Consider the following 18,099-nt stretch of genomic DNA (forward strand, 5'->3'; position numbering starts at 1 on the left):
GGTCGCAGGGCACGGCGCCGTTGGGCTCGCCGCGCCGGATCGGCACACTGTGCGGACGTAGCGGATCGAGGGAGGGATTCCGATGCGAGCCGACCAGCCGGCCTGCGACCCGCCGTGCACCGAGCGCGCGGCGCACGTCGAACGCGCCGACGCCGCGCGCAACCGCAGGCGGATCATGGACGCCGCGCAGGGCATGGTGCGCAGGCACGGCGTGGAGTCCTTGTCGATGGAGGACGTGGCCCAGTCCGCGGGGGTCGGCGTCGGCACCGTCTACCGGCGGTTCGGGGACCGCGCGGGGCTGGCCTACGCGCTGCTCGACGAGCGGGAGCGGGAGTTCCAGGAGGCGTTCCTCAGCGGGCCCGCGCCGTTAGGTCCGGGTGCGGCGCCCGCCGAGCGGATCCGGGCGTTCCTGGACGCGCTGCTCGACCGGGTCGACGAGCAGTCGGCGCTGCTGCTGGTCGCCGAGACCAACAGCGCGCATGCCCGCCACCTCAGCGGCGCTTACGGGGCGCATCGCGCGCACTTGGCGGAACTGCTGCGTTCGGCCCGGCCGGAGGGGGACGCGCAGGTGTGGGCCGACGCGTTGCTGGCGCCGTTCGCCTCGGTGCTGATCACCTACCAGCAGGAGGTCGCGGGCATGTCGCTGGAACGGATCCGCGCGGGGCTGGACGACCTGATCACCTCACTGCTGCGCTGAGCGGCGCGCTCGCCGCTCGTTCTTGCTCCACTGTGGATGGCATTGGCCCCGGCTCCTCGCCGGTCCGCGCCCGGATTCGCGCCGTCGGCCCGATTCCCCTGATCCGCGAGCGCATCCGCAGTGATCCACATCATCGGGCGAGCGGACCTCGGCCACTAGGAGGCCGTGCAGAACGATCTTTTGAACTTTGCCTTGTCAGCGGCGGAGCCGCTGAGCAGTGACCAGCCAGAGCAATCCGACCGCCGGCGGGTTCTCAGCGGCTTCCTCGCGAGGACAGCGATTTCGCCGTGTAGGGCTGCTACATCAGAAAACGATCCCGCAGCGAGGAAGCCGCTGAGGTTCCGCTGAGCAACCAGCTACGAAGGTCGTTCTGAAAGAACCACTAGGGTGGATGCCGATCTTCGGCGGATCGGGCTCTTACGCATGGCATCGACCACCGCTCGACCGCTACGGTCGTGTCCCCAGTGGAAAGGCTTCGATGATCAGCTCGGTTCGGCGGACGTTCGGCGGCCTCGTCTGGCCGGTCTACTTAGTGGTCTGCGCGCTGGTGGCCGTCGCCTACTTCGCCATCCCGGAGAACGACGCCACGAACCCGCTGCGGATCGTGCTCTACTGCGGCATCAGCGCCTCCGCGGTGCCCGCCCTGCTGTACGGACTGCGCGTTCACCGGCCGCGCTGGCGCCTGCCGTGGCTGCTGATCGCCAGCAGCCAAGCCGTGTACTTCCTCGCCGACACCAGCTTCTACACGGCGCACTACCTGCTGGGCATCACCACGTTCCCGTTCGTCGCCGACGTCCTCTACCTGGCGCACTACCCGCTGATCGTCACCGGGGTGCTGCTGCTGATCAGAGCGCGTTCGCCGCGGCGCGACCTGCTGAGCCTCATCGACGCGACGGTGCTGGGCGTGGCGGCGGCCCTGCTGTCCTGGCTGTACCTGATCAAGCCGTTGACCAGCGGGACCGAGTCCGGACTGACCACGGCGGCCTACGTGGCCTACCCGGTGCTGGACCTGGCGCTGCTGGCGGTGGGGTTGCGGCTGCTGCTCGACCCCGGTCCGCGCCCGCCGTCGTTCTTCCTGCTGGTGGGCAACCTGCTGGCGTTCCTCGGCGCCGATTCGATCTACGTGCTGCAGCGGATCGACGGCAGCTACTTCGCCGGGAACTTTCTGGACGCGCTGTGGCTCGCGGGCAACATCGCCCTCGGCACCGCCGGACTGCACCCGACGATGGCCGCGCTGACCCAGACGGGGCCGGGCCGGGAGCTGAACCTGAGCCCGCTGCGGGTGACGATGCTGGCCGCCGCCTCGCTCATCGCGCCCGGCATCCTGGTGCTGGAGAACGCCCGGGTCTCCGACGGCTACGTGAACGCGATCGCGGTGGCCTGCGCGGTGCTGTTCCTGCTCACCCTGGGCAGGCTGGTGGTGATGGTCTCCGAGCAGCGCAGGCTCGCGGTGACGGACTCGCTGACCGGGCTGCACACGCGGCGGTACTTCGAGATGGAACTGCCGAAGGCCCTGGCGCGCGCGAGCCGGGCCCGCACGCGGCTCGCGGTGTTCATCGTGGACGTCGACCACTTCAAGTCCATCAACGACCGCTACGGGCACCCGGTGGGCGACCGCGTGCTCGTGGAGATCTCGAACCGGCTGCGCGAGGTCGTGCGCGAAGGCGACGTGCTGGCCCGCTACGGCGGCGAGGAATTCGCGCTGCTGAGCACGGACGTGGCCGACGAGGACGTGCCGGCGATCGCCGAACGGCTCCGGCTGGCGGTCGCGCGGGAACCGGTCGTCGTCGAGCGCGCGGAGTGGATCGCGGTCACCACCTCGGTCGGGGCGGCGCGGGCGACCGGTCAGGAGGACGATCCGATGCAGATCGTGGCCGCCGCCGACCGCGCGCTGTACGCGGCGAAGGCCGAAGGCCGCGACCGGATCTCGGTGGGCGAGCGCCCGGTCGCCGTGACCGCGGTGGACCACACCGCGGCGCTCGGCTACCTGCACTCGGTCAGCGACCAGGTCGACCACTACTTGTCCTCGCACTCGCACGGTCGCGCCGTCGGGTCCTACGCGCGGGTCGTGTGCCGGGCGATGGGCGGCGACGCCGCGACCGTGCACAACACCGAACTCGCCGGGCGCCTGCACGACGTCGGCAAGATCGTCATCCCGGAGTCGGTGCTGAGCAAACCCGCCGCGCTCGACGAGGCGGAGTGGGCGTTGCTGCGCCAGCACCCCGATCACGGCTACCACCTGCTGCGGTCGGTGCCGGACCTGCACGAGATCGCCGAGATCGTGCGCCAGCACCACGAGCGCTGGGACGGCAAGGGCTACCCGTTGGGACTGGCCGCGGCTTCGATCCGGTTCGAGGCGCGGATCATCTCGGTCTGCGACGCGTGGGCGACGATGCTCGCCGACCGGCCCTACCGGCGCACCCTCACCGTCGACGAGGCGCTGCAGGAACTGCGCGACGGCCGCGGTACGCAGTTCGACCCGGCCGTCGTGGACGCCTTCCTGCGCCTGCACTCCGACGGCGAGATCCACCGGCTACCACCGCTGCTCCCGGCCAAGAGCTGACGAACCAGCCGCCGACCACCTGTCTTGACATCGACTTCCCAGGTGAGCGGCGCTGTCGGTCGTTGTCTTGTCAGCGGCGAAGCAGCTGAGCAGTGACCAGCCAGAGCACAACGACCACCCGCGGGTTCTCAACGGTTTCCTCACGAGGACAGCTTCTTCCCTCGTGGCGGAGCCACTCGGGAATAAGATCCCGCAGCGAGAAGAACGCTGAGGTTCCGCCACCCGACCCCTACGCAGGCCAAGATCAAAGATCGAGCCCCATCGCTACATCTCGTCAGGAAGCGTGTTCCAGAACATGAGCTCGTAGTCCTGGAACAGGCCCGCGTACTGGCGGGCGAGCGCCTCGGTGGTGGTACCCGCGTCGAGCCCCGCCTGCACCGCGGCCTCGGCCTGCTCGTCGGCGCCGGGCACGGGAGTGCCGAACAGGTCGAAGAACTCGCAGTCCGAATCGGACAGTCCGTACCGGGTGCGCAGCGCTCGGGCGACCTCGGCGCAATACGCGCCGAACGCGGCGAAGTTGGACACGATCGCCACCGCCGCGTCGCCGGGGTCGGCGTGCAGCGCCAGCCACGACATGTACGCCGGATACGCCTGGCACCCGGCCTTCGGGCGGTAGTCGGCGACGTCCTGCTCGCTCCAGCCCAGCGCGGCGGAGAGCTTCGGCAGCGCTTCGAGCGCGGCCCCCTCGCCCTGGGCGAGACCCGCGAAGAACTCGCGGGTGGGGCGGTCGGCGGCGCGCGCGGACAGGGTCAGGAAGCTGCGCCAGTCGCACGGCACGATGCGGGATTCCTCGGCGGCCAGCGCGCCCAGCACCGACCGGGGGGCGGTGCCCTCCTGCACGAGCGGCACCAGTCGATTCTCCCCTTCGCGGGGGGCGAGTTCGTGATGAATCGAGTCGAGCAGTGCGCGTGCGGAACCAGTCATGACCTAGATGGTCGCACGACCGGGCCCGGAACGGGCGTCGTGGCCGAGTTCGCCACAACGCCCGATTCCGGCTCACACCAACGGAAAACGGGATTTTTCCGGCGCCCGGAGCTGCTGGTGCCGGCGCCGTCGCGGGACCCTACCGGGCGCCTTCGGAGCCGAACCGCATCGCGAAGTCGTTGAGCGCCAGGCTCGCCACCGGCCGCCGTCCGCCCAGCCAGCCCAACGGACCGTCCGGCTCGAATCGCCACGACGAGGTGCACCAGACGACGCTGGACGATCCGCTGACCGGCGTCTGCTGGAACCCGTTGAGGTCCTGGGCGATGCGGTAGGCGAACGGCCAGGCCCCGGGCAGCGACGCGACGCGGCTGAACCCGGCGGAGGCGATGCCACCGGCCGCGAACGACGTCACCCGCGAGAAGCGGGACTCACCGGTGCTGGAGCGCAGCTGGAACTCGGCCTGCCGCTTGGGAATGCCCCACAGCTCCCGGCCGCCCTGCTCGGAATCGGCGCTGTCGACCCAGATGTGGCTGATGTGCACCCGCGGCGTCAACCGGTCGTGCACCAGCACCGCGGTGAGCAGCTCGTTGTACTCCATGACGCTGCCCTGGCCGTAGACCACCCAGGCGGTGCCGACGAACCCGGACCCGCCGACGAGGATCGGCGGCGTCTCCACCGGAGTGCCCGGCAGCTCCGCGTCGGGCAGCCGCCACAGCGACAGATGCAGGCTGCCGCGCAGCTCCCAGGGTTCGGGCGGATAGGGCATCGGTGCTCCTCTTCATGGGTGTCCTGGTCCGGTCCCCACCGGAACAGGCTGTCAGACCGGTGTCACCGGCAGCCGCAGCGCGCCGGGTGCCGCCTCGGGGACGACGGGGCCGACCGGCCGGCTCGGGGTGATCCGCTGGTAGGGCTCGCCGAGTTCGGGGCGGCGGTCCGGTTCGCCCTTGTTCGGCCACAGCGCCATCGCGCGCTCGGCCTGCGCGGTGATGGTCAGCGACGGGTTCACCCCGAGGTTCGCCGAGATCGTCGAACCGTCCACGACGTGCAGCCCGGGGTGGCCGTAGAGCCGGTGGTAGGCGTCGACCACGCCGTGCTCGGCGTCCGAACCGATCGCGCAGCCACCGATGAAGTGCCCCGTGATCGGCACGTTCGCCAGGTCCGCCCAGCTGCCCGCGGGCACCCCGTCGATCTTGTCCGCCAGCGAGCGCGCCGCCGCGTGCCCGGAGGGGATCCACGTCGGGTTCGGCTCCCCCGCGCCTTGCTCGCTGCTGAGCTTGCGGCCGAACAACCCGCGCTTGGTCCGCAGCGTCAGGGAGTTGTCCACCGCTTGCATGACCAGCAGCACGATCGTCTGCTGCGACCAGCGGCGCGGGTTGTGCAGCGTCGGCAGGTCCCGCCAGTTGCGCAACATGCGCCGCAGCCCCAGCAGCAACCGGTTCCGGCCCGGCTTCGGGTCGACCAGCGTCGCCTCCAGCAGTGCCAGCAGGTTGCTGCCCTTGCCGTAGCGCACCGGCTCGATGTGGGTCGTCGAATCCGGGTGGATGGAGGACGTGATGGTGACGCCCTCGCTGTAGTCCTGCTCGTCGCCGCGGGCGCGGGCGGCGAGGATCTGCTCGGAGTTGGTGCGGCTGAGCACCCCGAGCCGGGGCGAGATCCGCGGCAGTACCGACTCGTCGCGCATCTTGTGCAGCAACTTCTGGGTTCCCAGCGCGGAAGCGGAGAACACCACCTCGGCGGCGGTGAACGTGCGGCGCTGCTTGCGGATCCGCCGCCCGGTGCGCACGGTGTCGACGGCGTAGCCGCCGTCGGGCAGCGGGCGCACCGCGGTCACCGTGGTCATCGGGTGCACCGCCGCGCCCGCGCTCTCCGCCAGGTGAAGGTAGTTCTTCGCCACCGTGTTCTTCGCGTTGTGCCGGCAGCCGGTCATGCATTCACCGCAGTGCAGGCAGCCCTTGCGCTCCGGTCCGGCGCCGCCGAAGAACGGGTCGGGCACCGTCTCCCCCGGCTCGCCGAAGTACACGCCGACCTGGGCGCGGTGGTAGGTCCCGGCGATGCCCAGGTCTTCGGCGACCTCGCGCATCGCGCGGTCCGAGGGCGTGTCGCGCGGGTTCTCCGTCACGCCCAGCATCCGCTTGGCCTGGTCGTAGTACGGGGCGAGCTCGTCCTTCCAGTCGGTGATCCCGGCCCACTGCTGGTGGGCGTAGAACTCCGCGGGCGGCTCGTAGAGCGTGTTCGCGTAGACCAGCGATCCGCCGCCGACCCCCGCTCCGCTGAGGATCAGCACGTCCTTGAGCAGGCTGAACCGGAAGATCCCGTAGCAGCCCAGCGCCGGGATGTAGAGGTAGTCCCGCAGCCGCCACGACGTCTTCGGGAAGTCCGCGTCGGTGAACCGCTTGCCCGCTTCCAGCACTCCGACGCGGTAGCCCTTCTCCGTGAGCCGCAGCGCGGAGACTCCGCCGCCGAAACCGGAGCCGATGACGAGCACGTCGTAATCGTGGCCGGGCATGCACACCTCGCAGGGATCCGGGCCGGCGTCGGCCCGCTCGAATTGTCAGCTCTTGATGATCTTGCAGGACGAGTCGCGTGACCGTACCGGGAGCGGGAATCGCCGCGACGGCGGGTGATCACCGCGGCCGCGCCGCGTCGGGCGATCATGTCGTGGACGGCGCGAGCACCTGGTAGTCGGACAGGTCGGGGCAGCGGGTGCGGCGGCGGTACTCGGTCATCGAACCCGGCCAGTTCGTGCTGATCCGGCCGCTCTCGTCGCGGTACCAGCTCTGGCAGGAGGTGAACACGCTGTCGCGCAGCCGCTGCTGGATCTCGCGGTCGAAGCGCTCCGCCGCCTCCGGGCGCACCTCCAGCGCGGCGCCGGGACGCCGCGCGAGCCTGCGCACCAGGCGCACCACGTACTTGGCCTGGCTCTCCAGCATGTGCACGACGGAACCGGAACCGAGGTTGGTGTTCGGGCCGTACATCACGAACATGTTCGGGAACCGCGGCACCGCCATGCCCAGGTAGGCGCGGGCGCCCTGCTCCCACACCTCGTCGAGCCGGGTGCCGCCGACACCGCGCACCGCCATCGAGGACAGGAAGTTGCTCGCGTCGAACCCCGTTCCGAAGATCACCACGTCGGCCGGGTGCTCGGTGCCGTCCGCGGTGCGCAGGCCCTGCGGCGTGACCCGCTCGATGCGGCTGGTCTCCGCCCGCACGCCCGGCCGGTTGAACGCCGGGTAGTACTCGCTGGAGAACAGCACCCGCTTGCACCCGATCGGATGGTCCGGGGCGAGGTCGTCGCTCACCTGCTCGGCCCGCAGCTGGGTGGACCGGTGCCAGCCCGCGACGAGCGAGAACACCTTGCCGATGGGCTGCGCCGTCGTCAGGCCGCGACCGGCGGCCTCGAAGAAGCTCCACAGGCCGAACCGCGCCAGCGACTGCGCGCCGGGCACGTTGCGGAACACGAACCGGTGCCAGGGCCGGTAGGCGCGGTCGGGCCGCGGCACGACGTGCGGCGCGGAACGCTGGAACACCGTCAGCTCCCGCACCCGGCCCGCGATGGCGGGCACGAACTGCACCGCGCTCGCCCCGGTTCCGATCACCGCGACCCGCTTGTCGCGCAGGTCCACCTGGTGGTCCCAGCGGGCCGAGTGGAACATCGGGCCCGCGAAGTCGCCCATGCCCGGCAGCTCCGGGATGAGCGGTTCGCTGAGCTGGCCCACCGCGGGCACCAGCACGTCGGCCTCGACGACCTCGCCCGAACCGGTGCGCAGCCGCCAGCGCCGGGATCTCTCGTCGTAGTCGGCCGCCTCGATGGCCGTGTTCAACCGCAGGTGCCGGGTCAGCCGGTGCTGTTCGACGCAGCGGCGCAGGTATTGCAGGATCTCCGGCTGCTCGGCGAACCGGCGCCGCCACGTGGGTTCCGGCACGAACGAGTAGGAGTACAGGTGCGAGGGAACGTCGCAGGCCGCGCCCGGGTAGGTGTTGTCGCGCCACACCCCGCCGACGCCGGGAGCGCGCTCGAAGATCGTGAAGGAGGTGTGCCCGGCGCGCTTGAGCTGAGCGGCCACCGCGATGCCCGCGAACCCGCTGCCGATGATGGCGACATGCGGTTGGCGGATCGGCGACATGGATGCTCCTCGTGTTCGTGCGCTGCGGACACGATCACGTTAAGCCGGGTTCGCTCGTCCGGTCTGACGCCGACGGTCAGATCATTGACAGTTTCGGACACTGCGGTGCGCTGCGGGTTCAGCGCGGTTCGGCGAGGGCGCGGCGCAGGATCTTGCCGGTGGGGTTGCGCGGCACCGAGCGCACCAGTTCGACCTCGCGGGGGACCTTGTGCCGCGCCATCCGGGCGCGGACGAACTCGACGATCTCCTGCGGGTGCAGCTCGGCTCCGGGAATGGGCACCACGTAGGCGTGCAGGCGTTGGCCGAACTCCGCGTCGGCGATGCCGAGCACCGCGACGTCCTTGACGGCGTGGTGGGTGGCGATCACGTGCTCGACTTCGGCGGGGAACACGTTCTCCCCACCCGAGATGATCATGTCGTCGGCTCGGCCGTCCACGAACAGCAGGCCGGAGTCGTCGAGGTGGCCGAGGTCCCCGGTGTCGACGAGCCCGTCGATCTGCGGCCGGCCGGCGCTGCTGGTGTACCCGGTGAACATCAGCGGCCCGCCCGCGAAGATCCGCCCCACCGCGCCGGGCCGGGTGATGCGCCGGTTCTCCGCGTCGTAGAGCCGCACGGCGCACCCGCGCGGGCTGCGCCCCACCGTTCCTGGGGCCCGGCGCAGCTCTCGCGGCGTCGCGACCGCGGCGACCGCCGCCTCCGTGGAGCCGTACAGGTTGTAGAGCACCTCACCGATCAGCTCGGCGGCGTCCTGCACCAGTTCCGGCGCCAGCACCGAACCCGACACCACCACCACGCGCAACGTCGACGTGGTCGCGCGCAGGAAGTCCTCGTCCAGGTCGAGCAGCCGCTGCAGCACCGTCGGCACCAGCACCAGCGCGGTGCACCCGTGCTCGTGCACCGCGCGGGCCACCTGCTCGGCGTCGAACCTGCGCCGCACCACGACGGTGCTGCCGAGTCCGAACGCCAGCGTCAGCTGCGAGTAGCCGATGGCGTGGAACAGCGGGGACGCGATGAAGGTGGCTTCGCCGGAGCGCAGCGGGATCCGGTCCAGGAACTCGGCGGCGCTCAACGCCGACCGCACCTCGCGGCGAGCGCCTTTCGGGCGGCCGGTGGTGCCGCTGGTCAGCAGCACCACACCGCCCGGACGGCGCGGCTGCGGCACCACCGGGTCGGGTTCCAGCGCCCGCCGGGCCTCCTCGAGCAGGTCCTCCAGCGTCGTGCCGCGCCGCGCGCCGGCGGCGGGCCAGGCCTGGAAGCACGGCAGCCGCAGCCGCGCCTCGGCCACCAGCGGCTGGAACTCGGCGTCGACCACCAGCGCCGCGGCCCGCTCGTGGGCGAGCACTTCGGTCAGTTCCGGCGCGGCGAACCCGGTGTTGACCAGCACCGCGTGCGCGCCGAGCTTGCCGCAGGCCAGCAGGCTCAGCACCAGCCAGCGGTGATCCCGGCACAGCACGGCGATCGTGTGCTCGGCCTCGAATCCCCTGTCCCGAAACGAGATCGCCAGCCGGTCCGATGCGCGGTCCAGCTCGGCGTAGGTCATGCCGCCGCGCTCGTCGATGAGCCCGACGGCGTCCGGCCGGGTGCGGGACACGTGCCGCAGGGCGCCCACCAGCGGCCCCCACGCGCGCACGTCGGCGAGTCCGCGCAGCGCCTGGCCCGGCGCGGCGGGCGAGGCCATGCCTGCTCGCGCCAACACTCGCATTCCGCGCGCGCCGTGGACGGTTCTGCGCACCGCTCCCGCACGGTCGCTTCGGCCTTCCTTCGCCATGAACGCTCCCTCGCCGGTTCTGCGGATCTCCGCCGGACTGATCCGACCACTTTTCGACGTCGGCGCCGAGCACGTCAAGCGAGCTGAGCCGCGGCCGGATTTCTTTGTCACGCGGGTGATAAAGATCCGCCCTCCGGTTACGCCGACAGGAGCAGTGGCGCACTCCGTTGCGCCGCACCTCGACTGTCCATTTCGGATCAACGACGGTGATCGCATCGCCTTCCTGCACGTCGGACCCGACGTCGGTCCGCGTTCGCGCTCGTGCGCTTTCGTCCACATCGGATACACAGTGGATCGCGCGGCGCGGAATCCGTGCCACGACCGGTCGTGCGTCCGACACGCCGGGGCGTGTCCGCTTCTGACCTCCGCCTTCGGCACGGCAGACTCCTCCGCACCCGACCACGAGGAGCGGACATGAACCTGCGATCGACCACGATCACCGCCGCCGTGCTGAGCGCGCTGAGCGCGATCACCGCCCCGGCCGCGCTCAGCGCCCCCGAGCCCGCCGCGGAATCGCGGGCCCGGCTCGCCCCGCTGGTCGACCTCGCCGCGCAACGGCTGCTGCTCGCCGACGAGGTCGCCGCCGCCAAGTACGGCACCGGCACCCCCATCGAGGATCCGCGGCGCGAGCAGGAGGTCCTCGACACCGTCGCCGACCTGTCCTCCGCGTCCGGACTGGACCCGGCCGTCGGAATCCGGTTCTTCCGGGACCAGATCGAGGCGGGCAAGGACGTCCAGCGCGGACTGCACGAGCGCTGGGACGAGCACCCGGAACTGCGTCCGGCGCACCGGCCCGACCTCGGTGCGCAGGTGCGTCCGCGGTTCGATCGGATCAGCGCCGAGGCGGTGCGCGAACTGCGCGCGACAGAACCCGTGCGCTCCCCCACGACCCACTGCCGGGCGGACCTGGCCGTCGCCGTGCTCGGAACCGTCGTCGAACACCGCCTCGACGACCTGCACGGCGAGGAGCTCGGGGACGCGCTGAGCAGCGTCTGCAGCTGACCCCGCACGCGCGGCGACCTGGACTTATCAACCGACCTTGTCGGGCTACCCGACGTTCGCGTTTCCCCTGTTCGCCCATCCTGCCTAACGTCGTCGGCACAGGGGCGAACCCGTGCTGCGAACGGGGTATCGCCGGCCGACCGATCAACAGGAGGGCGAGATGGCAGCGCACACGCTCGACGGCAAGGTCGCGGTGGTCGCCGGAGGCGGCAAGAACCTCGGCGGCCTGATCAGCACCAAACTCGCCGAGGCGGGTGCCAAGGTCGTGGTCCACCACCACTCCGACACCTCCAAGGCCGACGCCGAGCAGACCGCCGAGGCGATCCGGGCCGCGGGTTCCGCCGCGGTCACGGTGCAGGGCGACCTGACCCAGGTCGACGACGTGCGGCGGCTGTTCGACGTGGCGGTCGACGAGTTCGGCGGGGTCGACGTCGCGGTCAACACCACCGGCATGGTGCTGCGCAAGCCGATCGTCGAGACCTCCGAGGAGGAGTACGACCGGATGTTCGCGATCAACGCGAAGGCCGCGTACTTCTTCCTGCAGGAGGCCGGTCGCCGGATCAACGACAACGGCAAGATCATCAACCTGGTGACGGCGCTGCTGGCGGCGTTCACCGACGGCTACTCCACCTACGCGGGCGGCAAGGCGCCGCTGGAGCACTTCACCCGCGCCGCCTCCAAGGAGTTCGCCGACCGCGGCATCTCGGTGAACAACATCGCGCCGGGCCCGATGGACACCCCGTTCTTCTACCCGCAGGAGACCCCCGAGCGGGTGGAGTTCCACAAGTCCCAGGGCCTCGGCAACCAGCTCACCAAGATCGAGGACATCGAGCCGCTGGTGCGCTTCCTCGCTACCGAGGGCTGGTGGATCACCGGGCAGACGATCTTCGCGAACGGCGGCTACACCACCCGCTGATCGGACCACCCGAGAGGGTGACGCAGGATCGTGGGGCGGCCGGAGCGGGGGGTCGGCCGCCCCACGGGCACGGAGAGCGTGCTCCGGACACGCCAGGAGAGGGAACGTGACTGAACGAGGAATCGCCGACTGGCACACGGTCATGCGCGCGCGGGACCCGCGCGAGGGGCACCGTGCGGCGACGCCGCTGGAGCTGCTGTTCGACCTGTGCTTCGTGGTGGCCGTGTCGCAGGCCGCCACCCAGTGGCACCACGCCCTCAGCGAAGGGCACGCGGGGGCCGGGCTGGCCGGCTACCTGATGGTGTTCTTCGCGATCTGGTGGGCGTGGATGAACTTCACCTGGTTCGCCTCGGCCTACGACACCGACGACGTCCCGTACCGGCTGCTGACGCTGCTGCAGATGGCCGGAGTGCTGGTGCTCGCCGCGGGCGTTCCGGCCGCGTTCACCGAGTACGACTTCACCGTGATCACGATCGGCTACGTCGTGATGCGGGTGGCGATGATCGGGCAGTGGTTGCGCGCGGCGGCCGAGCACGCGCAGGGACGCCGCACCGCGCTGCGCTACGCCACCGGGATCGCCGTGGTCCAGCTCGGCTGGATCGCCCGGCTCGCGCTCCCGCAGCCCTGGGGGCTCATCGGATTCGTCGCGCTGGCGGTCGCCGAGATGCTCGTGCCCATCTGGGCGGAGTACCGCGGCGAGGCCACCAGCTGGCACCCGGAGCACATCGCCGAGCGGTACGGCCTGCTGACCATCATCGTGCTCGGCGAAGTCATCCTCGCCACGCTGGCCGGCGTGCAGGACGCGATCTCCGAGCACGGCCTGTCCCCGTCCGTCCTGATGGTGATCCTCGGCGGGCTCGTCCTCGTGTTCTCCCTGTGGTGGATCTACTTCACCGGCGCCGAGACCACCTTCGCGTCGTTGCGGACCGCGCTGATCTGGGGATACGGCCATTACTTGATCTTCGCCTCGATCGCCGCGGTCGGGTCCGGGCTGCACACCGCGCTCAACATCGCCGAGCACACCGCGCACACCTCGGTCCACGCGGACGCGTTCGCCCTCGCCGTCCCGGTCGGGCTGTTCCTGCTGGTCCTGCTGTTGCTGCACCGGATGACCGGCACCGGCGCCGTCGGCAGGCCGATCATCATCGCCGCCGGTGCCGTGCTGGTCCTCGTGCTGGCCGCAACCAGCGACGCCCTCGGCATCGGTCCCGCCGTGCTGGCGATCGGGCTGGCCACCACAGCCACGCTCGCGGCGGAACTCGTGAGCACCGCGCGCTCGGCGTCGAGGTCCTGACGTGGGCCTGGACCTGCGCAAGCTGGAGCACCTGGTCGCCGTCGCCGAAGAGGGCGGGTTCACCCGCGCGGCGGCCAGGCTGCACCTCTCGCAGCAGGCGCTGAGCACCTCCGTGCGCAGCCTCGAACGCGAGGTCGGCGTCCCCCTGCTGCGCCGGGACGCCGGCGGCGTCACGGCACTGCCCGCGGGGCAGGCGCTCATCGACGACGCCCGTGTCCTGCACGGCGTCGCCCGCTCGGCGCTGCAGCGGGCGCGCCGCATCGGGCGGGGTGGCACCGAAGTCCTGCGCATCGGCCACACCCCGGCGGTGACCAGCGACGAGGTCACCGCGCTCGTGCACACGGCGCTGGCCGACCTGCCCGGTCTGCACACCGACGTGCACCAGCACTACCCGCCGCGGCTGGCCGAAGACCTGATCGGCGGCGACATCGACCTCGGCCTGTGCCGGGGCATGCGGCCCGAGCGCGGGCTGACGCGCACCACCCTCACCCAGGACCGGCTGGCCGTCGCCGTGGCCGCCGACCACCACCTCGCCGGGCGCGACCACGTGCGGCTGGCCGAGCTGGCCGGGGAACGGCTCGTCGTCTGGGGCGACCCCGGCCGGTCCGGCTACACCGATCTGCTGCTGGCGCACTGCCGCCAGGCCGGGTTCGAACCGGACTACGTGCGCAACCCGATCCAGGGCACTCCGCCGGTCACCGCCGTCATCGCCACGAACCACGTCGCGCTGGTCACCGCACCGCCCGGACCGGCCGCGGGCGGGCGCACCCAGGTCGTCGAGCTGCGCCCCGCGGTGTTCGCCCCGCTGCACGCGCTGTGGCCCGCGCACACCACCGGCGAGGTCCGCGACGCGTTCCTCGCCGCCACCGGCGGCTAGCTCACCACTCGTAGGGCAGGAACTTCCCGTCCAGCGTCACGACCACGCGGTCACCCTTCGGATCCGGCGCGCGGCGCACGTCGAGCCGGAAGTTGATCGCGCTCATGATGCCGTCGCCGAACTCCTCGTGGATCAGCTCCTTGAGCGTCGGCCCGTACACCTGCAGCACCTCGTAGAACCGGTACGTCGTGGGATCGGTGGGCACCGCCGCGTCCAGCGCTCCCCTGGTGGGTTGCAGCCGCAGCGCGTGCAGCACGTCCGGGCCGAGCTCCAGCAGCTCCACCGCCGCCCGCGCCTCCCGCTCCGGCATCGGGTGCTGGCCCAGCAGCGCCGAGGTCGTCCACGCCACCGGCCTGCCCACCGCCTCCGCCAGCTGCGCCCACGTCACCCCCAGCTCGGTCTTCTTCTCCCGGACCTTGGCCGCCGCTTCCTGCTTGCCGGTCATGCGCGCTCCTCCGTCCCGTCCGGTCGACCGGGCCGTCGACCAGTCCGCCCACCATCGTGACCGCGGCACAGCGCCGGGCAATCCGGCGGACACCGCCCCTTCCCGAGACGAGCTCACCAGCCGCATCCGCTCATCAAGCCGAGCCCCGGCGGCGCGGTTAGCCTCCGGAACGACGAGCCGTCCTCGGAAGGAGCTCGCCTCGTGACTCAGCCGCCACGCCGCCTCCTGCTGGTCAGCGCCACCATCGGCGAAGGGCACAACGCCACCGCGCGAGCCGTGGAGGAGGCCGCCCGCGCCCGCTGGCCGGAGTGCTCGGTGACCTGGGTGGACGCGCTGGAGCTGATGGGTTCCTGGGTGCCGCGGACCTTCCAGCGGATCTACGTGACCAACGTCGAATCCACCCCGTGGCTCTACGACTTCTTCTACGCCGCGCTGTGGCGGCAGCGGTGGTTCGCCGACGGCTGCCGCCGCTTCGTCGGGTCCTGGTGCGGACGGCGGCTGCGCCCGCTGCTGGCGGCGCGCCGCCCGGACCTGATCGTCTCGACGTACCCGCTGGGCACCGCCGGTCTGGACTGGCTGCGCGGGCGAGGTCAGCTCGACGTGCCGATCGCGGCGGTGATCTCCGATTTCGCCCCGCACCCGTTCTGGGTGTACTCCCGGATCGACCTGCACTACGTGATGAGCGAGAACGGGCTGCGCGCCGCGCACCGCGCGCAACCCCGCTCGGTGCACGCCGTCAGCGCCCCTCCGGTCGAGACCCGGTTCCACCCCCGCGACAAGGCCGCCGCGCGCCGCGACTGCGGGCTGCCCGCCGAGGGCCGGGTGCTGCTGATCTCCTGCGGGTCGCTGGGTTTCGGTTCCGTCGAGCGCGCCGCCGAGGCCGCGCTGCGCACCGGGATCGACCGCGTCGTGGTGCTGTGCGGGCACAACGACGCGCTGCTGCGGCGGCTGCGCCACCGCACCGACCAGGACGCTCGCCTGGTTCCGCTGAGCTGGGTGCGCGACGTGCCCGCGTACACGGCCGCCGCCGACGTCGTGGTGACGAATGCGGGCGGCGCGACCGCGCTGGAAGCGCTCGCGTGCGGTCGCCCGGTGCTGATGGTGGAACCCATCGCCGGGCACGGCCGCGCCAACGCGCTGCTGATGGCCGAAGCGGGACTGGCCGAGCTGTGCGAGGACGCGGGCGCGCTGACCAAGACCGTGCACCGGCTGCTCGCCGAACCGGCCGAGTTGCGCGCCGCCGAGCAGCGCGTGCTCGACCACCTCGCCGCCACCGGCCGGTTCGCCGACCAGGTAGCCGAACTCGCGCACCTGCGAGTGCCGTCCCAGCCCCGGCGGTTGCGCGCCCAGGACGCGTTCTTCGTGCACGCCGACTCGGCCGAAGTGCCCCAGCAGACCGGTGCCGTCCTGTCGCTGAGCTCCACGGACCGGGCCATGACGACCGCCGACTGGATCGACCACCTCGGCGGCCTGATCAGCAGCAGAGCACCGGACCTGCCGATGCTGCACCACCGGCTGAGCACGCCCCACGGCCACCGCCCGTGCTGGGTGCCGGTCCGGGAGATCTCCGTGCCCGACCACCTGAGCCACCACGAGCTGCGCACCGGCGACCCCCGCGAACGCGACGAGGTCGAGCGCGACTTCTTCACGACCCCGCTGCGCCGGGACCGGCCGCCCTGGTCGGCGAAGCTCGTCCGCGAACCCGGCACGGAACGGGTGACGATCCTGATCAAGATGCACCACGCGCTGGGCGACGGACTGGCGATGACCTCTTCGCTGCTCCGCCTCGTCTCCGACGTCCCACCGGAGCCGCCCGCTCCCGCGGCACCGGTCCCGTCGGGGCCGCGCAGGGCCGCGATCGTGCTGCGCGGCCTGCTCAGCCTCGCCGCCACGAGTGCCGCGCCCGCCGCGACCGCGCCGAGGAACAGCACTTCCGCGCGCCGGTTCGCGTGGCTGGAGCTGCCCGCCGACGAAGTGCGCGACTGCGCGAGCGCCCACCGGGTCACCCGCAGCGCGCTGCTGCTGGCGGTGCTGGCGGAGGCGCTGCACCGGCTCGACGAGAACAACGCGGTGCAGCGGTCGTTGCGCGCGATGGTGCCGCGCAGCACCGGCGAGAGCGACGACTTCGGCAACCACGCGGCCGGGGTGGCCGTCGATCTGCCGCTGGGCCCGATGGCACCGCGGCGCCGCCTCAACGAGGTCGCGGCCCGGCTCGCCCGCGCCCAAGGGCACGGCCGTCCGCAGGCCGCCGCGGCCGTGCTGCGCGCGCTCGCCGCGCTGCCCGCGCCGTTGCACGCCCGCGCGGTGCGGGCCATGTACCGCGCGCGCTTCTTCCAGGTCCTCGTCTCGATCATGCCTGGCCGGGTCGAACCGGCGTCGATCGCCGGGGCCACGCTGCACACGGCGTACCCGGTGCTGCCGCTGGCCGACGGCGTGGGCCTGGCCGTCGGGATGCTGCACTGGGCGGGGCGCACCGGCATCGGCATCACCACCGATCCGGGCCTGTTCGCCGGCGTGGACAAGCTCGCCGACCACCTGCGCGACGCGTTCACCGCGTTGCGCGAAGCCGAGCCGGCAGGCGTCGACTCGTGAGTTCGACGGGCACGACGCTGGTCGTGGCGGTGCCCGCCGCGGTGCTCGGCGCGGCCGGGTTCGGCCTGGCCAGCGCGGTGCAGCAGCGGGCGACCAAGCAGGTGCCCACCAGCCGCACACTGGACCCCCGGCTGCTGTGGGACCTGGTCCGCAAGCCGATCTGGTTGCTGAGCATCGGGACCGTCCTGGCGGGCTTGGCGCTGCAGATGGTGGCGCTCGCGTTCGGCCCGCTCGTGCTGGTCCAGCCGCTGCTGGTGACCTCGGTGCTGTTCGGGGCGGTGTTCGCGGCCGGCATGGCGCACCGCAGGCTCGACCGGGTGCTGGTGCTGGGCGCGTTGGCGGTGATGGCGGGGTTGGCGCTGTTCCTGCTGCTGGCACGGCCCGCCGGGGAGGGCACCGGGTTCACGGCGACGACCGACGTGCGACCGCTGGCCGTGCTGCTCGCGGTAGTCGTGCTGGCATGCGTGCTGACCGCGCACCGGTTCCCCGGCGAGGTGCGGGTGCTGGCGCTGGCGCTGGCCACAGGAGTGCTCTACGGCGTCACCGCGGGGCTGATCAAGGTGGTCGCCGAGCAGCTCCGCCACGGCGGCATCGCCGAACCGTTCGTGCACCCCACCCTCTACGTCGTGTGCGCGCTGGGGCCGGTGGGGTTCCTGCTGAGCCAGAACACCTTCCAGCAGGGCAAGTTCATCTCCCCCGCCTTGGCGGTGATCACCGCGGTCGATCCGCTGGTGGGCATGGCGATCGGGGTGAGCTGGCTCGGCGAGCGCGTCGAGACCTCCCCGCCCGCGCTGGCGGGCCAAGCCCTCGCCGCGGTCGCGCTGATGGCGGGGATCTGGGTGCTGACCCACCGCGGCGAGCACCTGCGGCGGGTCGCGGAGATGCGCGCCGGATGAG

The 18,099-nt window shown here is 71.8% G+C and carries 14 protein-coding genes; 8 read left to right on the forward strand and 6 right to left on the reverse strand.

Translation table 11 applies throughout. The annotated features are described in order from the left end of the window. Positions 1-82: 82 nt before the first annotated feature. Positions 83-697: a TetR/AcrR family transcriptional regulator gene (locus ACWD38_RS01940; protein ID WP_184478892.1), complete on the forward strand. Its 615-nt coding sequence runs from the start codon at positions 83-85 to the stop codon at positions 695-697. Between the two features lie 478 nt (positions 698-1,175). Continuing rightward, positions 1,176-3,260, forward strand: a complete 2,085-nt coding sequence (locus tag ACWD38_RS01945; RefSeq protein ID WP_450123121.1) for a diguanylate cyclase — start codon at positions 1,176-1,178, stop codon at positions 3,258-3,260. Between the two features lie 264 nt (positions 3,261-3,524). Here the strand turns inward: ACWD38_RS01945 and ACWD38_RS01950 are convergent, their stop codons facing one another. From ACWD38_RS01950 to ACWD38_RS01970, 5 genes are all read right to left on the reverse strand, one after another. Then, the gene (locus ACWD38_RS01950; protein WP_184478890.1) at positions 3,525-4,184 is read right to left on the reverse strand and encodes a thiaminase II/PqqC family protein; all 660 of its coding nucleotides are present in this window, start codon (positions 4,182-4,184) and stop codon (positions 3,525-3,527) included. 139 nt (positions 4,185-4,323) lie between these two features. Beyond that, the gene (locus ACWD38_RS01955) at positions 4,324-4,950 is read right to left on the reverse strand and encodes an acetoacetate decarboxylase family protein (RefSeq protein ID WP_184478889.1); all 627 of its coding nucleotides are present in this window, start codon (positions 4,948-4,950) and stop codon (positions 4,324-4,326) included. 51 nt (positions 4,951-5,001) lie between these two features. After that, entirely contained in the window at positions 5,002-6,690 is a 1,689-nt protein-coding gene (locus ACWD38_RS01960) for a GMC family oxidoreductase N-terminal domain-containing protein (RefSeq protein ID WP_184478888.1), read from the reverse strand. Between the two features lie 145 nt (positions 6,691-6,835). Further along, on the reverse strand, positions 6,836-8,308 hold the full coding sequence (locus ACWD38_RS01965; protein ID WP_184478887.1) for a flavin-containing monooxygenase: 1,473 nt from the start codon (positions 8,306-8,308) through the stop codon (positions 6,836-6,838). Between the two features lie 118 nt (positions 8,309-8,426). Next, a complete protein-coding gene (locus ACWD38_RS01970) occupies positions 8,427-10,010 on the reverse strand; it encodes an AMP-binding protein (protein WP_450123122.1) in 1,584 nt (527 codons plus the stop codon). 480 nt (positions 10,011-10,490) lie between these two features. Here ACWD38_RS01970 and aroQ point away from each other — a divergent pair, with 480 nt between their 5' ends. The 4 genes from aroQ to ACWD38_RS01990 all read left to right on the forward strand — a co-directional run bounded on the left by aroQ (position 10,491) and on the right by ACWD38_RS01990 (position 14,165). After that, entirely contained in the window at positions 10,491-11,078 is a 588-nt protein-coding gene (gene aroQ, locus ACWD38_RS01975) for a gamma subclass chorismate mutase AroQ (protein ID WP_450123123.1), read from the forward strand. 160 nt (positions 11,079-11,238) lie between these two features. After that, on the forward strand, positions 11,239-11,994 hold the full coding sequence (locus tag ACWD38_RS01980; protein ID WP_184478884.1) for an SDR family oxidoreductase: 756 nt from the start codon (positions 11,239-11,241) through the stop codon (positions 11,992-11,994). 106 nt (positions 11,995-12,100) lie between these two features. Next, on the forward strand, positions 12,101-13,288 hold the full coding sequence (locus ACWD38_RS01985; protein WP_343071341.1) for a low temperature requirement protein A: 1,188 nt from the start codon (positions 12,101-12,103) through the stop codon (positions 13,286-13,288). A gap of 1 nt (position 13,289) precedes the next feature. After that, positions 13,290-14,165, forward strand: coding sequence for a LysR substrate-binding domain-containing protein (locus tag ACWD38_RS01990; RefSeq protein ID WP_184478883.1), 876 nt, complete (start codon positions 13,290-13,292; stop codon positions 14,163-14,165). Between the two features lies 1 nt (position 14,166). On the opposite strand, the gene cynS is transcribed toward ACWD38_RS01990, so the two are convergent. Next, positions 14,167-14,610 carry a cyanase gene (gene cynS, locus ACWD38_RS01995; protein ID WP_184478882.1) on the reverse strand — a complete coding sequence of 148 codons (444 nt, stop codon included), beginning with the start codon at positions 14,608-14,610 and terminating at the stop codon, positions 14,167-14,169. A gap of 201 nt (positions 14,611-14,811) precedes the next feature. On the opposite strand from cynS, the gene ACWD38_RS02000 reads away from it, so the two are divergent. Together ACWD38_RS02000 and ACWD38_RS02005 are read left to right on the forward strand one after the other, a co-directional pair. Next, a complete protein-coding gene (locus ACWD38_RS02000; RefSeq protein WP_450123124.1) occupies positions 14,812-17,202 on the forward strand; it encodes an MGDG synthase family glycosyltransferase in 2,391 nt (796 codons plus the stop codon). Further along, the gene (locus ACWD38_RS02005; RefSeq protein WP_184478880.1) at positions 17,199-18,098 is read left to right on the forward strand and encodes a DMT family transporter; all 900 of its coding nucleotides are present in this window, start codon (positions 17,199-17,201) and stop codon (positions 18,096-18,098) included. The genes ACWD38_RS02000 and ACWD38_RS02005 overlap by 4 nt, the downstream gene beginning before the upstream one ends. Position 18,099 lies beyond the last annotated feature (1 nt).

This window comes from Saccharopolyspora sp. NPDC002578 (assembly GCF_053592695.1).

What these genes read in the sequence shown, in the direction of transcription:
- ACWD38_RS01940 (WP_184478892.1), top strand. Translation starts at nt 83, where the DNA reads ATGCGAGCCGACCAGCCGGCCTGCGACCCGCCGTGCACCGAGCGCGCG.
- ACWD38_RS01945 (WP_450123121.1), top strand. Translation starts at nt 1,176, where the DNA reads ATGATCAGCTCGGTTCGGCGGACGTTCGGCGGCCTCGTCTGGCCGGTC.
- ACWD38_RS01960 (WP_184478888.1), bottom strand. Translation starts at nt 6,690, where the DNA reads ATGCCCGGCCACGATTACGACGTGCTCGTCATCGGCTCCGGTTTCGGC.
- ACWD38_RS01980 (WP_184478884.1), top strand. Translation starts at nt 11,239, where the DNA reads ATGGCAGCGCACACGCTCGACGGCAAGGTCGCGGTGGTCGCCGGAGGC.
- ACWD38_RS01970 (WP_450123122.1), bottom strand. Translation starts at nt 10,010, where the DNA reads ATGCGAGTGTTGGCGCGAGCAGGCATGGCCTCGCCCGCCGCGCCGGGC.
- cynS (WP_184478882.1), bottom strand. Translation starts at nt 14,610, where the DNA reads ATGACCGGCAAGCAGGAAGCGGCGGCCAAGGTCCGGGAGAAGAAGACC.
- ACWD38_RS01965 (WP_184478887.1), bottom strand. Translation starts at nt 8,308, where the DNA reads ATGTCGCCGATCCGCCAACCGCATGTCGCCATCATCGGCAGCGGGTTC.
- ACWD38_RS01955 (WP_184478889.1), bottom strand. Translation starts at nt 4,950, where the DNA reads ATGCCCTATCCGCCCGAACCCTGGGAGCTGCGCGGCAGCCTGCATCTG.
- aroQ (WP_450123123.1), top strand. Translation starts at nt 10,491, where the DNA reads ATGAACCTGCGATCGACCACGATCACCGCCGCCGTGCTGAGCGCGCTG.
- ACWD38_RS01950 (WP_184478890.1), bottom strand. Translation starts at nt 4,184, where the DNA reads ATGACTGGTTCCGCACGCGCACTGCTCGACTCGATTCATCACGAACTC.